Genomic DNA, 14,519 nt, shown 5'->3' with positions numbered 1-14,519 from the left:
ATAGGGAAGCAGGTTCCGCGACAACGGTATTAAGCGTCACCGATTTGTCTAATAAGAGAGACCTTTCGGAGAACTTGCCCCTTTCCTAGCGGAAAACGGCCAATCCAGAACGATTTGCCGCACCTCAGGAAGATTTTACTCAGCAGCACTCTCCGCCCGCCTGACGAGTTCTCCAGCCACATCGCCTATCTTCGGGGTCTCCTCCTTAATGAAGGGTAGCGGGCGGCAGACCGAGAGGGCTGCGAGGCCGAACCGGGCCGTCATCAGGCCGTTCAGCACCCCTTCCCCGAGCTTCGCGGAGATGCGGGCCGCGAGGCCTAAGCCAAGCACCTGCTGCATGAGGCTGTCGCCCACGGCCATGCCGCCGGTGACAGCCAGGTGGTTGAAGGCCGCCTTGGCGAGACGTAGGAAGCCGAACAGGCCGGGCCGCCCGCCATAGATCCGCGCCAAGGTCCTGAGCAGCCGCACGGCGGCAAAGATCACGAAGGCCACATCCACGATGGCGCGGGGGCTGACCGCCGTGACAAGAGAAACCTGCTTGGCGGCGGCGGCGATAGCCCGCTTGGCCTGGGCATCGAGAGGTGCCAGAAGCTCGCGCTCGGCGATGGCAAGCCGGTCATCCGCATCGATGATCTCGTCGCTCAGAGCCTTCAGGCGGGCACTGCCTTGAGCGGCACTGCTGCGGGCGCCATAGAGATTGAGCAGGTCCGAGACAACGCTTTTGGCGGCCTTGTGGTCTTTCACCGCCAGAGCATCGATAGCCGCCTCGCGCAGTTTCTCGATTTTCTGCTCACGCCAGATGCCGGCGACCTCCCGACTGATGATGGCCAGAAAGGCAAAGCTCGCCAGCATTGCCAGCACGAGGGCAACCCAGCCGAGCCAGGGGGCGATGGCGTAAAGATCGCTGACGAGGTTCTCAACGGCGAGACCAAGACCGAGGAGAAGAAGACCCGACAGGGCCGAAATAAGGATGCCGAGCCAAGGAGCCCGGCGTCGTTCGCCCATGGGGACGACGATGCCGTCGGCAGCCTCGATGGCATCGAAAGGCTCATCCGTGACCTGGACGGCACCGCCGGTCACGTTCGGGTCGTCGAGGCGGAAGGCGCGCGGTTGGCGGCTCATGCGAAACGGTCCCCCAGCAGGAATTCAAGGGCGCGGTCGAGACGGATATGGGGCATCCGCCCCATGCGGCCCGCCGCATCGACCGGCAGTTTCGGCGGACGGAAGCGCGGGAAACGGAAGGAGCCCGGCTCGATGGCGCCGTGGAAGATGGCCTCCGCCGATTCCGGCAGCTCGCCTGGGAAGATGGCGGCTTCCGTCTCTCCATCGAAAATCTCCCCGCCGACCCGCTCACCGGCCTCCGGCACGCCCGCGACGGCGCGGAGCGTCTCCCGACCTTCACGGATTGTCGTTTCCCGCGTGGCTCGCATGGAGGCGAGCGCCACCGTGCCGACCCGCGCACCCGCCGCTTCCGTGCGGCGGGCCGCCCGGTTCACCAGCAGGCGCAGGACGGCATCGAGGCGGTCGTGATCGGTATGGTGGATGTGATCGGCCTTGGTGGCCGCGAACAGCACCTTATCGGCGCGGGGTGAAAACAGGCGGGAGAGGAGCGTGTTGCGCCCTGTCCGAAACGCCATGAGCACCTGATCGAGCGCCTCTTCCAGCTCGGCCAGGGCGACAGGCCCCGCATCGATGGCCGCAAGCACATCGACGAGCACGATCTGGCGGTCGATGCGCTGGAAATGATCGCGGAAGAAGGGCCTGACCACATGGGTCTTGTAGGCCTCGAAGCGCCGTTCCATCAGGGCAGCGAAACTGCCTGCCGCAATCGGCTGGCCTTCCGGCAGCCTCAAGGGGGCGAAGGTGAGCGCGGGGGACCCCGCGAGGTCGCCCGGCATGAGGAAACGCCCCGGCGGGGTCGTGGCCACGGCCTCGGCGCCGGCGCGCAGGGCAGTCAGGTACTCAGTGAAGGCAAGGCTGGCTTTGGCGGCCTGCATCTCGTCCGCCGGTCCTGCGGGATCGAAGGTCTTCAGGAGTTCGTGCCAGGAAGCTGCGGCGGCGGCGCGGTCGCGCTTGCGGCTGGCCTCGATGGTCTGCTTCGACCATTCCGCATAGCCCGCATCGAGAAGAGCCAAGTCGAGCAGCCATTCACCCGGATAATCGACGATGTCGAGGGCGAGCGAGGCCGGACCGGAGCGCCATCCGGCCTTGCGTTCATATTCAACATCCACCCGCAACTCGCTGATCCGGCTCGTCGATTGCGGCCAGCGGCGCTCCTCCGTCAGCGCCGCCATGTGCTCTTCATAAGGGAAGCGCGGGATCGCATCGTCGGGTTGGTGTGCCAGATGGGCGCGGCGGATGCGGCCCTCGGCGGAAGCGCGGAAGGCAGGCAGGCTTGTGCCCCGCGTCAGATGATGGACGAGAGCGGTGGTGAAGACGGTCTTGCCGGAACGGGCCAGCCCCGTGACCCCAAGGCGAAGCGAGGGCTGAACGAGCTGGCCGGAGGCCTCCCAGAGCGATTGCGCAGCGGACTCGGCGCGGGAGGCGAGATCAGTCAGAATTGGCACCGGGAACTCGAGCGTTGTTGGCGTTCGAGTTCAAATGGGGTCCGGAAGCTGAATTGCCAAGCATGCCGTCTGCTTCGCGGCCGATTGCAGTGGCGGGAAGGCTCATAAGAAAAGCCCGCCGGTGGAGGTTCCATCGGCGGGCGTATCAATCATCGATCTGGAGGTCAGATCACAAAGAAGTCGTGGTAATAGAGCTTCGTCTTATTGGAGAGCGTTGCGATCTTCACCTGGGCCGACGCCCCCGTGCCGTCGGCATCATAGTAGAGCGTCCCAGACTTCTTGTCATAGACGATACGGTCTTCCGCATCCTTGGCCTTGGTGCCTTCCACGAACATATCCGACTTGAACTTCTTCGGCTTGGAGAACGTGCCGGAACCAAGCTTTTTGAAGATACTATTGTCCAAGTAGAAGCTGTCATCCTTGGACTTGAAGTCGAGGACCTTGTCGACATTCGTGCTTTTGTTGAGCTTGGTATCGAGGACGAAGACGTCCTTGCCCGCACCGCCCCTCAGCTGATCCTTGCCGAGCCCGCCATAAAGGGAGTCGTTGCCCTCGAGCCCTGAGAGAATGTTGTTCTTGGCATTTCCGGTAAGGGTGTTGGCAAGGCCGTTGCCGATGCCGCGAATGGCATTGTCAGTGAGGATCAAATTGCTGCAATCATTCGCCAAAACCGTGTCAGAGGCTGCCCTGATCGTCACGACATCGTCTGCTGCCAGCTTCACCCCGCCCAAAGCGTTGTATTGTTCGAGGGTTAAAGCAAGCCTGTCGTCCGTCGCATTAAGATAATCAATACCTTTCGCTTTGAGGCCCGCAATTTCGCTGCTGCTAATACTGGCCATCTCCGCATAACTGACGCTCAATGTCACTTGATCCTCATCAGTGAGAATCATCGCACCGTCGACAGCATCTTTTCCTGAATCCTTAGGAGGCATATCAGCTAGTTTCAGAGCATAGAACTGACTCAAAGAAAGCTCTAAATGATCGTCCTTCGCGTTAATTCTGTCGAAACCCTTTCGATAAAGCTCCGCCAGCACAGCTGGCGACAGCTGCTCAATAGCAGAGCCTAGATCAAGGATCTCATGCTTTTCATCTGCACCATAATGAAGTTTAGAATTCACAACTGCTAAAGCTACATCTGCGGAATGGCTATTATATTCCCAAACATTGCCTGAGATAATTTCGTCGACATGCTTCTCCGAAAGCTTCTCTATTTGCTGAGCGCTAAATATCGCCCCCTCTTTGTTATCATAGACGACGACAGAGTCGCTTTCAGTAAAGCTGATATTGGTATCTAAGAAAGCTTGTATAGTCCTGCTCGAGAAGAGGACTTTATCATTTAAGATATCGATCGATATTACATTATTATTTTTCAAATCAGCCACTTCATCAGCAGTCAGATTGAAAACCTTGTCATCCATATCGGCTATGATGATGCTGTCACCGGCAGGAATAGGCCTTGCCGCAAGATACTCAGCGTATGTGTATGTTACAACTGACATATTCTCACTCTTACCCTGTCAATGAAAGACAATTCTCCAAAGTGTCAGTGACGCAGAGAACCGAATCTTTTACACTGTTATCACATTTCGATTCAGGGGCGCAAATTCTGTCTGAACGCTGACGCTTGATTGAGTTTCCTTTCAGGAAGTCAGACGGTGCCCTTACGAACAGCCCTTTCATTTCTAGAGGCCCGGCGAGCTAAATATCGCTTCCCCCTGTAGAGCTCACGCGCGTATTTGACGAGCGCACGCAAGGCGGGCTTCTGATTGGAGACGATGAAGACAGGTACAGCCACGTCTCCGGCAAGGCATTGTTCCGAACGAGGGGCTTGGCCTTCCTCGATCCAAGCCCTGGCTATATCCGGGCTGCATAATGCCCATCCGATAAATCCGACGATCACGCCGTTTTCGACCGCAAACGCGTAATGCCCTCGATGAATCTGCCCGACGATGGAGCCAATCAGTTTGTCGGCGCGGTAGGCTCCAAACGGTTGATGCGCGGCAACATAGGTTACGGCGAATCCGATTGCCGCGTTGACATCTCGGACCTGCTCAATGGAGATTCCGGTCAAGCTGCTGCCTCTCCCAAACCAATGGCGCCTTGCAAGCGCAAGATTGAATGCTGGGTTTTATAGGTTTTAGCCGCAGCAAAGAAACTCTCTGCAAGATTTGATCACAGGTTTGTAGCGAGGCAGCAAAATCTTGTTATCGCTCGATGTTTTGCGGACCACTCTGAACCTCTTCGGCTTTCTGCGCTGACGCCTTCACATTCTCCTGCGCCTTAATGACGGCCCGTTCGACCGCCGCCTCCACAAGACCGGGGCTGGCGCGCAACGATCCCAGCTCGAATGAGGACATGGCCAGCATGACGGGAACCAGATTCGGCAAGGGTCGGCCGTCGGCCTCGAACAACTTGAGGTCGTCCGTAGGCTTGAGGTTGAGGCTCGCCACCATGCGGCTCGCATAGTTCCGCAAGCGCTGCTCGTCGGGCGCACAGACGGAAGCCGCTGGAGGCTTCAGCGGGGCTGAGGCGGTAGCCGTCGCCTCTCGGGAACGCTTCGCAGCGGCAGGCTTGGCGCGTTGCGCAACAAGGGGTCTTGCATCGGCGGGTTTGGGCTTTTCGCCCATTCCCTCCGCGATGCCGGGCGCCCGGAGCTGGGGCGTCTTCGGTTTCATGGGTATGACCAGCGAAACCCGCCCCGGCTTGCCGCCGGGCTTAGCTTTCGCCGTATAGCGCACCGCCCCGCCCTTGCGGTGCGAGGCGAGGTATTGCGCCCGAACCGTGCCGCCGATGCCGCGCACGGCTAGAACCGCGATGCCGCCGATGCCGCTCGCCACACCGCATTCCGCAGGGGCCCAACGGCGCACGATGTCCATGGCCGACTTCCTGCCGAATTCCAGGTAATAGCGCCGCAGCAGGGTGGCGGCGGCATCGGCCCCGTGATCGGCGGAAGCGAAGCCCACATGCCCCTCATTGTCCTTCGCCAGCTCGCCGTTCCAGCGGGCGCTTTTGATGCACCAGTAATTGTTGAGCTTGACGCAGCGCGTCACGAAAGGACGCTCGGCCTTGAACAGGGCCGTCAGGGTCACGACCGTCTTCGGCTCCAGGGCATCGAACGCCTCCAGCCGCCAGTTGGAGACCTGTCGCGCCTCGGGCTCGTAACGTGCCGGCTGGAACCGCGCACCGGGATCGATGGCGAGCGACGACATGTCCGGCATGAGCGCGCTCCCGGCAAGGACGAGCGCAAGAAAGGTCTGGAGCATCATAGGAGGGTTTGCCCCTTCGGGTCGGCTTGAAGCATTGGGAGGAATGTTTCAGGCAGAACGATGGTAGGGCCGGCTGGTTCATTCTCAATGTTCAAGCCTTGACCGGGGCGATACCCCGATGCACCAAAAACCATCTCAGATTTGCGAGCCCCGATGACCACGCAACCGATCATCCGCCCTTTGACGCCCTCTGACGCGCAAGCCTTCCGCGAAGTGAGGCTCGAGGCGCTCGCCACGAATCCGGAGGCTTTCGGCTCAAGCTACGAGGAAGAGGTTGATCTGCCGCTGGAGACGATCCGCTCCCGCATCCCTGTTGCCGGTCAGAATGCGATCTTCGGAGCTTTTGTGGGCGAACGGCTCGTCGGCATGGCGGGGTTCGCAGTCCACAACCGGGTCAAGGCCTCACACAAGGGCGTCATGTGGGGCGTCTACGTGCATGCGGATTGGCGCGGCTATGGCCTCGGAAGGAAGCTGGTCCAGCATGTAATCGAGCAGGCTTCGCGGCATGTGATCATTCTCGAAGCGGCAGTCGGCCTCAACAATGACAGCGCGAGGCGCACCTATCATGCCCTCGGTTTCAAGCCATACGGCATCGAACCCAAGGCGCTACGGGTCGGCGATACGTTTTATGATGAGGAACTGCTGTCTATCGAGTTTTCAGCCATCTAATCGTCCTCACCGTTACCAAGCGATTTCGGCGTCACGAAGCGTTCAAGGCGTCCGCTCTTGCGCGTCACTTGAGACCAGCTCTCATGCTCGAAATCGATGACGGCGAGACCTGCCGTCGGATACTTGCTGCCGAGGCGGAGAATGCCTTCCATGTCGCCCTCGCCGATGAGGAGGCTCGCAAGATCCTCGAAGCCCGGATTGTGGCCGATCATCAGAACCGTGCGCGCGTCCTCCACCTCGTGGAGCACGGTGAGAAGACGCGCAACCGGCGCCTCATAAATTCGGCCATCGTGGCGGGCTGGAACCTCGCCAATGACGGGATGCACGATTTCCCAGGTTTCCTGTGTGCGACGGGCGGGAGAGACGAGCGCGAGATCAGGCGCGAGGAACTCGCTCCTCATGTAGTTGGCCATCGCAGCCGCCGCGCTCTGCCCGCGTGGAGCGAGCGGCCGGTCGTGATCGAGAACGCCCGGCGGCCATGCGGCCTTGGCGTGCCGGAGCAGGAGAAGACGGAGCATCAGCGCCCTTCCCTTCTTGCGATGAAAGCAAGCTTCTCGAACAGGCTCACATCCTGCTCGTTCTTTAACAACGCCCCGTGGAGCGGCGGAATGAGCTTGCGGGTATCGCGCTCGCGCAACTGCTCGGAGCCGATATCCTCGGCGAGCAGAAGCTTCAGCCAATCCAGAAGCTCCGACGTGGAAGGCTTCTTCCGCAGTCCAGGAACCTCGCGCACATCGAAGAAGATTTTCAGCGCCTCTTCCACGAGCCGGTGCTTGATGCCGGGATAATGCACCTCGACGATGCGCCCCATGGTCTCAGCATCCGGAAACTTGATGTAGTGGAAGAAGCAGCGGCGCAGGAAAGCATCCGGCAGTTCCTTCTCGTTGTTCGAGGTGATGATGACGATGGGTCTCTGCGCAGCCTTCACGGTCTCGCCGGTCTCGTAGACGAAGAACTCCATGCGGTCGAGTTCGAGCAGGAGATCGTTGGGAAACTCGATATCCGCCTTGTCGATTTCGTCGATCAGCAGGACCGGACGCACGTCCGAGGCGAATGCCTCCCACAGCTTGCCGCGCTTGATGTAGTTGCGGATGTCGGACACACGGCTGTCGCCGAGCTGGCTGTCGCGCAGGCGCGAGACCGCGTCGTATTCGTAAAGCCCCTGCTGGGCCTTGGTGGTGGACTTGATGTGCCAGGTGAGCAGCGGCGCGTTGAGGGACTGTGCGATCTCCTCCGCCAGGACGGATTTGCCGGTGCCGGGCTCCCCCTTCACGAGGAGCGGCCGCTCCAGGGTGATCGCCGCATTCACGGCAACCGTCAGGTCCTCGGTCGCCACATAGGTTTCGGTTCCGGCAAAGCGCATCCACTCATCCTTCGTTCGTCATGGCTGAAGATGCGGAATGGAGGGCCCTGAGACAAGCCATCACCCGAAAATCATACCATATTTCATTTCGTCCGTATGCGAGGATCAGGGAGGGGCCTTGCCTTCCATCCCCGGATAGGCTCGAACAGAGCCCTATAAAAGCATCCGGGAGGACAAAACTCATGGCCAACAACCGTTATCACAAGGACCGCATCGGGAATCACAAGCTGAAGCCCGAGACCCTCATGCTGGGCTACGGCTACGATCCGACCCTGTCGGAAGGCGCGGTGAAGCCGCCGGTCTTCCTGACCTCGACCTTCGTGTTCAACAGCGCCGAGCACGGCAAGGAATTCTTCGATTACGTGGCGGGCCGGCGCGAGCCTCCGAAGGGTGAGGCAGCAGGTCTCGTCTATTCGCGTTTCAACCATCCGAACTCCGAGATCGTCGAGGATCGTCTCGCGATCTATGAGGAGGCTGAGGCTGGCCTTCTCTTCTCCTCCGGCATGGCGGCGATCTCCACCACGATCCTGGCCTTCGCCAGGCCCGGCGACGTGATCCTTCATTCGCAGCCGCTCTATGGCGGCACGGAGACCCTGATCGCCAAGACGCTTGCCAATCTCGGCATCGGCGCGGTCGGCTTCGGCGACGGCGTGGACGAGGCAGGCATGCGCGCGGCGGCCAAGGAAGCGCAGGCCAAGGGCCGCGTTTCGGTGATCATGATCGAGACGCCCTCGAACCCGCTCAACACCCTCGTGGACGTTGCCTTCATGAAGACCCTGGCCGACGAGATCGGTGCTGCGCAGGGCCACCGCCCGGTGATCGTCTGCGACAACACCATGCTCGGCCCGGTCTTCCAGAAGCCATTAAAGGACGGCGCCGACATCTCGGTCTATTCGCTGACCAAATACGTCGGCGGCCATTCGGACCTGATCGCCGGCGCGGCGCTCGGTTCCAAGGACATGATCAGGACGATCCGCCTCCTGCGCTCGGCCATCGGCACCCAACTCGATCCGCATTCCTGCTGGATGCTTGGCCGCTCGCTCGAAACCCTGGCCTTGCGCATGCAGGCGGCGAACCGCAACGGCGAGATCGTCGCCAAGTTCCTGCATGACCATCCCAGCGTCACGAAGGTGCACCATCTCGCCTATCTGCCGGAAGGCTCGAACGCGCGGAAGGTCTATGAATCCCAGTGCGACGCGCCGGGCTCAACCTTCTCCTTCGACGTGAAGGGTGGCGAGGCAGAAGCCTTCAAGGTTCTCAACACGCTCCAGGTCTTCAAGCTCGCAGTGAGCTTGGGCGGAACCGAATCGCTCATCTCGCATCCGGCCTCGACCACCCATTCCGGCGTGCCGAAGGCCACCCGCGACCGCCTCGGCGTGTCCGACGCCACGATCCGGGTCTCCATCGGCATCGAGCACCCGGACGACCTGGTGGCCGACCTGTCGCAAGCCCTGGCGGCGTTGGGGTAACAGACAGGTGTCATCCCGGACGGAGCGCAGCAAAGATCCGGGATCGTTGGCAGGATGAGGTGTGCCCTTCTGTCATTCCGGGGCGAGCGATAGCGAGAGCCCGGAACCCAGAAACACCGAAGCGGCAGAATAAAGCTCGCGGGTTCCGTTGCGTCGCTTCCTCAGACCGTCGTGGTTATGGGTTCCGGGCTCCGCTGCGCGGCCGCGGAATGACAGTGCCTTATCTGCCTACGATCCCGGATCGCCTTCGGCATCCGGGATGACGCCTTCCGGAACCGCACCCATGCTCCACCTGCATTCATGTCGCGCTCGCCATGTTCCGCGAAGCCGTGATTTGCCCTTGCGCTGTGCTTCCGGCTAGACCCACAATGCGTCTGACCGGAAGGAATACATGTCAGCCTCCATCGACCTGCACGCGTATCAGGAGCCAATCCTTTTTCTGGCAACGGCAGGCGTCGTCGTCCCGCTCTTCCATAAGCTGAAAATCAGTCCTGTCCTGGGGTTTCTCGGGGCGGGTGCACTGCTGGGGCCTTATGGGCTCGGGCGGTTCGTGCCCGAAAATCCTTGGATGGACTGGCTGACTTTCACGAATCCCGAGGGTACGTCGCGCCTTGCCGAATTCGGCGTGGTGTTCCTGCTCTTCACCATCGGCATCGAACTCTCCTGGCAGCGTCTGCGCATCCTGCGGCGGCAGGTCTTCGGCTTCGGCACGCTCCAAGTCGTGCTCTGCACGCTGGCGCTCAGCCTCTTTGCCTTCAAGGTGGTGGATACGGTCACGGCGGCGGCGGTGATCGGCATCGCGCTGGCGCTGTCCTCCACCGCCATCGTCCTGCCGGTGCTCGCGGAGCAGAAGCGGATCAACACCGTACCGGGACGTGCAAGCTTCTCCGCCCTACTCTTTCAGGATCTGGCGGTCGCGCCGATTCTGTTCACCCTGGCGGCGCTCGATACGCACCAGCCCGACGCGACCATGCTGTCCTTCGCGACGGCCCTTTTCCAAGCGGCGCTGGCGCTGATCGTCATCGTCGGACTCGGGCGCATCATTCTGCGGCCGTTCTTCCAGATGGTCTCGGCCACCAAGAGCCCCGAACTCTTCATGGCGGCCTGCCTTCTCGTGGTTCTGGTCACGAGCCTGATCGCGGCAGCGAGCGGATTGTCCATGGCGCTCGGGGCCTTCCTTGCGGGTATCCTTCTCTCCGAGACCGAATACCGCCGCGCGGTGGACACGACGATCCAGCCGTTCAAGGGCCTGCTGCTCGGCGTGTTCTTCGTCTCGGTCGGCATGAGCCTGGACGTAATGCGTTTCCTGCAGGCTCCGTTGACGATCCTCGCGGTGGCGATCTTCCTGATCGCCATCAAGAGCGTCATCATCTTCTGGCTCGCGCGGCCCTTCGGCCTCAATGCCTCGGAAGCCGCCGAGACCGGCCTGTTGCTGGGGCCGGGCGGCGAGTTCGGCCTCGTGATCCTCGGCGTCGCCATGACGACAGGCCTCGTGCCGACGGATGTGGGCCAGAACCTGCTGCTCGTCACGACCCTGACCATGGCGGCGATCCCGGTCTTCGCCCGTCTTGCCCGCCGCCTTGGCCGCCGCCTCGAACTGAAGCAGCCGCTCGATCCGGCCATCACCGTCCTCCCCCCGCCCGAGGAGCCAGGGCGCGTCATCATCGCGGGCTACGGTCGGGTCGGTCAGCTCGTCGGCGACATGCTCCAGCGCCATCGCGTGCCCTATCTCGCCATCGATATGGACCCGGCCCGTGTCGCGGACGAGCGCAAGGCCGGCAAGCCGGTTTATTTCGGTGACGGCTCACACCCCCATTTCCTGAACGTCTGCGGCATCGAGCAGGCCCGCGCCCTGGTCATCACCCTGGACACGCCGAGCGCCATCGAGTCGGTGGTGGCTGCCGCCCGTCAGGAGAGGCCAGACCTCACCATCGTGTCCCGTGCCCGCGACGCGAAACACGCGGCCCAGCTCTACGATCTCGGCGTCGATGATGCTGTCCCTGAGACCATTGAAGCCTCCCTCCAGCTCAGCGAGGCGGTGCTGGCGGATATCGGCGTGCCCATGGGCCTCGTCATCGCCTCCATCCATGAGCGGCGCGACGAGTTCCGCACGATCCTGAAGAAGAACAGCAAAAAGCCCGAGCGGACCGAGTTCCGCGCCCGGCGCACCGTGGGGAAGTAGGCGATGTTCCTCACCTTCTTCACGGAACTGCGGGCGGCCAAGGTTCCTGTGTCGCTGCGGGAATATCTCTCCCTGCTGGAAGCGCTGGACCAGGACCTCGCCGACAAGAGCGTGGAGGAGTTCTACTACCTGTCCCGCACCTGCCTGGTGAAGGACGAGCGCCATTTCGACCGGTTCGACCAGGTCTTCGCCCATGCCTTCAAAGGCATCGAGCGCATGGGCCAAGCCCTGGAGAGCGGCGAGATCCCCGAGGAATGGCTGAAGAAACTCGCCGAGCGTTATCTGACGGACGAGGAGAAGAAGCAGCTCGAGGCCTTGGGCTGGGACAAGCTCTGGGAAAACCTCAAGAAGCGGCTTGAGGAGCAGAAAGGGCGGCATCAGGGCGGAAACAAGTGGATCGGCACCGCCGGCACGTCGCCCTATGGCGCCTATGGCTACAATCCGGAAGGCATCCGCATCGGCCAGGACAAGAACCGCAATTTCCGCGCCGTGAAGGTGTGGGACAAGCGCGAGTTCAAGGATTTCGACGACAGTGTCGAACTCGGCGTGCGCAACATGCGCATCGCCCTGCGCCGCCTGCGCCGCTTCGCCCGCTCAGGAGCGCCCGAAGAACTCGACCTCGACAACACGATCCACGAGACCGCCCACAAGGGCTATCTCGATGTGCGCCTGCGGCCCGAGCGCCGCAACGCCGTGAAGGTTCTGCTCTTCCTCGATGTGGGCGGCTCCATGGACTGGCACATCCAGACGGCGGAGGAGCTGTTCTCGGCGGCCAGACTCGAGTTCAAGCATTTCGAGCATTTCTACTTCCACAACTGCGTCTACGAGAACCTGTGGAAGGAAAACCGCCGCCGCTTCGACGAGAAAATTCCGACGCTGGACGTGATCCGCACCTATCCGTCCGATTACCGGGTGGTCTTCGTGGGCGATGCTTCCATGAGCCCTTACGAGATCACCCATCCCGGCGGTTCGGTGGAGCATTGGAACGAGGAGCCGGGGCAGGCCTGGATCAGGCGCATTCTCGATCATTTTCCCAGGGCCGCATGGCTGAACCCGACGCCCAAGACCCATTGGCAATACACGCAATCCATCGTCCTGATGCGCCAGCTCTTCGGCGAGCGCATGTATCCGCTCAATCTCGAGGGCATCGACAACGCCATGCGGGAGCTGGTGCGATAGCGGAGACGCGAACGCCAGACTTGTCACCGAGGCGGAACTTGGTCCATGAAACACGCCCATGACACAGACCTATACCCATAGCCCCCGCCCCATCGGCAGCCCGATCACCTTTACCATCAAGGGCGACAGGCTAATCGTGGATACCGGCCGCAAGGTCCACGAGGTGCAGCTCGGCGCGGTCGAGGCTGTGCGCATGACCTATGAGCCGGGACGCGTGGGGCAGAAGGCGTTCCGCACGCGGGTCGTCATGAAGGACGGCAAGGCCTTCAACTTCTCCTCGCTCAACTGGAAAAGCCTCGTCGAGGCCCAGGAGATGACGGCGGAATACCGCGCCTTTGCCGAGAGCCTGTGCACGGCCATCGCGAAAGCCAATCCGCAGGCGCGCTTTATCGCCGGCAAACCCTGGTGGCTCTGGGCCACCACCTTCGTCGTGGCCGTGGCCTCGCTGCTCGCCATGGCCGTGTTGATCTGGCGCGCCGCGCAGATGGGCTCCATGGCCGTCGCTTTACTCGGCGCGGCATTCGCATTTGTGGGCGTGTGGCAGATCGAGCCGATGATCCGCCTCAACAAGCCGCGCCCGTTCCGTGCAGGGGAACTGCCGAACGAGCTGATGCCGAAGGTAGGTTAAACGCACCCTTTGTCATTCCGGGGCCGCGCAGCGGAGCCCGGAACCCATAACCACGGCCTTTCAGAAGAGAGCAAGCACCGTCTCGCTTCTTTCTTCTATGTTGGTGGTTATGGGTTCCGGGCTCTCGCTATTGCTCGCCCCGGAATGACAACGGGTTGTTTTAAAGTGATCCCGGGTCGCCTAAGGCGTCCGGGATGACATCTCTGGAACACTAATCCCGCACCACCAGCACCGAACACTTGGCGTGCCGCACGATGGTGGCTGCGTTCGATCCCAGCAGGTAGGTCGCCATCGTCGGACGATGCGATCCGATGACGATGAGATCCGCGCCGGTCTTCTCGGCCTCGTCCAGAATCTCGCTGTAAACCGAACCGAGACGCACCACCGCCGAGACGCGCTCCGCCGGCAGCTTCACGCTGGCGGCAAGCTCGGCGAGCTTCTTCTCGGAATCGCCCTGCTGCTCCTCGTCGAAGGCAGCCGGCATGAATTCCATGTAGGTCATCGGCACGATGGCGCGCACATAGATAAGGCGGATATTTCCCTCCGCACCTGCGGCGAGTTCCACCGCCTTGTCGATAGCGGGCTGAGCGGCTTCGGCTTCGCCGAGATCGACAGGAACCAGGATCGTCTTGAACATGGAATGCCTCCGGGCAGTGGTTAACCTTGTTTGGTGGGCGTACGAACGACGAGACCATCGAGTTCCGGGCGCACCCGGATCTGGCAGGACAGGCGCGAATTGGGGCGCACATCGAAGGCGAAATCAAGCATGTCCTCCTCCATCGGCTGCGGCTGGCCGGTGACGGATTCCCATGCCTCGTCGACATAGACATGACATGTCGCGCAGGAGCATGCGCCGCCGCATTCCGCCTCGATGCCGGGAATGCCGTTGCGAACCGCCGTCTCCATGACGGTCGCGCCCTCCTCCGCTTCTACTTCGCGGGAAGTGCCCTCGGCATCGATGAAAGTGATCTTGATCATTGCGGACCTCTGTGTGACGGCGCATATTTAAGACACAGCGCGCCGGAAGACGAGAGACGAGCGCGAAACCCGCCGTTTTTTCGCCTCATTTTACCCGGTAGTGCAGGTTACTGAGCCGTTAACGACGTTCGCAAGTGGCAGGGGACATCGGGTTTCCTTCATCATGACCGGCCGCTAAACTCGCTTGGTAAATAGTAGATTACCCTACGGAAGAACCG

The 14,519-nt window shown here is 61.4% G+C and carries 14 protein-coding genes; 5 read left to right on the top strand and 9 right to left on the bottom strand.

Annotation, left to right across the window (positions count from 1 at the left end):
- Positions 1-135 precede the first annotated feature (135 nt).
- From AB4Y85_RS06020 to AB4Y85_RS06000, 5 genes are all read right to left on the bottom strand, one after another.
- Entirely contained in the window at positions 136-1,122 is a 987-nt protein-coding gene (locus tag AB4Y85_RS06020; protein ID WP_441983959.1) for a YcjF family protein, read from the bottom strand.
- Positions 1,119-2,567, bottom strand: coding sequence for a YcjX family protein (locus AB4Y85_RS06015; protein WP_441983958.1), 1,449 nt, complete (start codon positions 2,565-2,567; stop codon positions 1,119-1,121). Before AB4Y85_RS06015 ends, AB4Y85_RS06020 begins: the two co-directional genes overlap by 4 nt.
- A 164-nt stretch (positions 2,568-2,731) precedes the next feature.
- Positions 2,732-4,066, bottom strand: a complete 1,335-nt coding sequence (locus AB4Y85_RS06010) for a calcium-binding protein (protein ID WP_441983957.1) — start codon at positions 4,064-4,066, stop codon at positions 2,732-2,734.
- Positions 4,067-4,215: 149 nt separating this feature from the next.
- On the bottom strand, positions 4,216-4,638 hold the full coding sequence (locus AB4Y85_RS06005; RefSeq protein WP_441983956.1) for a hypothetical protein: 423 nt from the start codon (positions 4,636-4,638) through the stop codon (positions 4,216-4,218).
- A 133-nt stretch (positions 4,639-4,771) separates the two neighbouring features.
- The gene (locus tag AB4Y85_RS06000) at positions 4,772-5,833 is read right to left on the bottom strand and encodes a hypothetical protein (RefSeq protein ID WP_441983955.1); all 1,062 of its coding nucleotides are present in this window, start codon (positions 5,831-5,833) and stop codon (positions 4,772-4,774) included.
- A 153-nt stretch (positions 5,834-5,986) separates the two neighbouring features.
- On the opposite strand from AB4Y85_RS06000, the gene AB4Y85_RS05995 reads away from it, so the two are divergent.
- Entirely contained in the window at positions 5,987-6,502 is a 516-nt protein-coding gene (locus tag AB4Y85_RS05995; protein WP_441983954.1) for a GNAT family N-acetyltransferase, read from the top strand.
- Here AB4Y85_RS05995 and AB4Y85_RS05990 read toward each other — a convergent pair.
- Together AB4Y85_RS05990 and AB4Y85_RS05985 are read right to left on the bottom strand one after the other, a co-directional pair.
- Complete coding sequence (locus AB4Y85_RS05990; protein WP_441983953.1) at positions 6,499-7,020, bottom strand: SixA phosphatase family protein; 522 nt, start codon at positions 7,018-7,020, stop codon at positions 6,499-6,501. The two genes, AB4Y85_RS05995 and AB4Y85_RS05990, sit on opposite strands and share 4 nt — an antisense overlap.
- A complete protein-coding gene (locus tag AB4Y85_RS05985; protein WP_441983952.1) occupies positions 7,020-7,865 on the bottom strand; it encodes an AAA family ATPase in 846 nt (281 codons plus the stop codon). The genes AB4Y85_RS05990 and AB4Y85_RS05985 overlap by 1 nt, the downstream gene beginning before the upstream one ends.
- A gap of 182 nt (positions 7,866-8,047) precedes the next feature.
- Here AB4Y85_RS05985 and AB4Y85_RS05980 point away from each other — a divergent pair, with 182 nt between their 5' ends.
- The 4 genes from AB4Y85_RS05980 (at position 8,048) to AB4Y85_RS05965 (ending at position 13,323) form a co-directional block, all read left to right on the top strand.
- Positions 8,048-9,334, top strand: coding sequence for a cystathionine gamma-synthase family protein (locus AB4Y85_RS05980; RefSeq protein WP_441983951.1), 1,287 nt, complete (start codon positions 8,048-8,050; stop codon positions 9,332-9,334).
- A 391-nt stretch (positions 9,335-9,725) separates the two neighbouring features.
- The gene (locus AB4Y85_RS05975; protein ID WP_441983950.1) at positions 9,726-11,516 is read left to right on the top strand and encodes a cation:proton antiporter domain-containing protein; all 1,791 of its coding nucleotides are present in this window, start codon (positions 9,726-9,728) and stop codon (positions 11,514-11,516) included.
- Positions 11,517-11,519: 3 nt separating this feature from the next.
- Positions 11,520-12,695, top strand: coding sequence for a vWA domain-containing protein (locus AB4Y85_RS05970; RefSeq protein ID WP_441983949.1), 1,176 nt, complete (start codon positions 11,520-11,522; stop codon positions 12,693-12,695).
- 58 nt (positions 12,696-12,753) lie between these two features.
- Positions 12,754-13,323, top strand: a complete 570-nt coding sequence (locus tag AB4Y85_RS05965) for a hypothetical protein (RefSeq protein WP_441983948.1) — start codon at positions 12,754-12,756, stop codon at positions 13,321-13,323.
- 211 nt (positions 13,324-13,534) lie between these two features.
- Here AB4Y85_RS05965 and AB4Y85_RS05960 read toward each other — a convergent pair whose 3' ends face one another.
- A complete protein-coding gene (locus AB4Y85_RS05960; protein WP_441983947.1) occupies positions 13,535-13,960 on the bottom strand; it encodes a universal stress protein in 426 nt (141 codons plus the stop codon).
- 20 nt (positions 13,961-13,980) lie between these two features.
- Positions 13,981-14,301 carry a 2Fe-2S iron-sulfur cluster-binding protein gene (locus tag AB4Y85_RS05955; protein WP_441983946.1) on the bottom strand — a complete coding sequence of 107 codons (321 nt, stop codon included), beginning with the start codon at positions 14,299-14,301 and terminating at the stop codon, positions 13,981-13,983.
- Between the last annotated feature and the right edge of the window lie 218 nt (positions 14,302-14,519).

Source organism: Microvirga sp. 2YAF29 (assembly GCF_052114605.1).
Taxonomy (GTDB): Bacteria; Pseudomonadota; Alphaproteobacteria; order Rhizobiales; family Beijerinckiaceae; genus Microvirga.
Note: the sequence above shows the minus strand (reverse complement) of the source record. Positions and strands in the feature narration are given on the sequence as shown.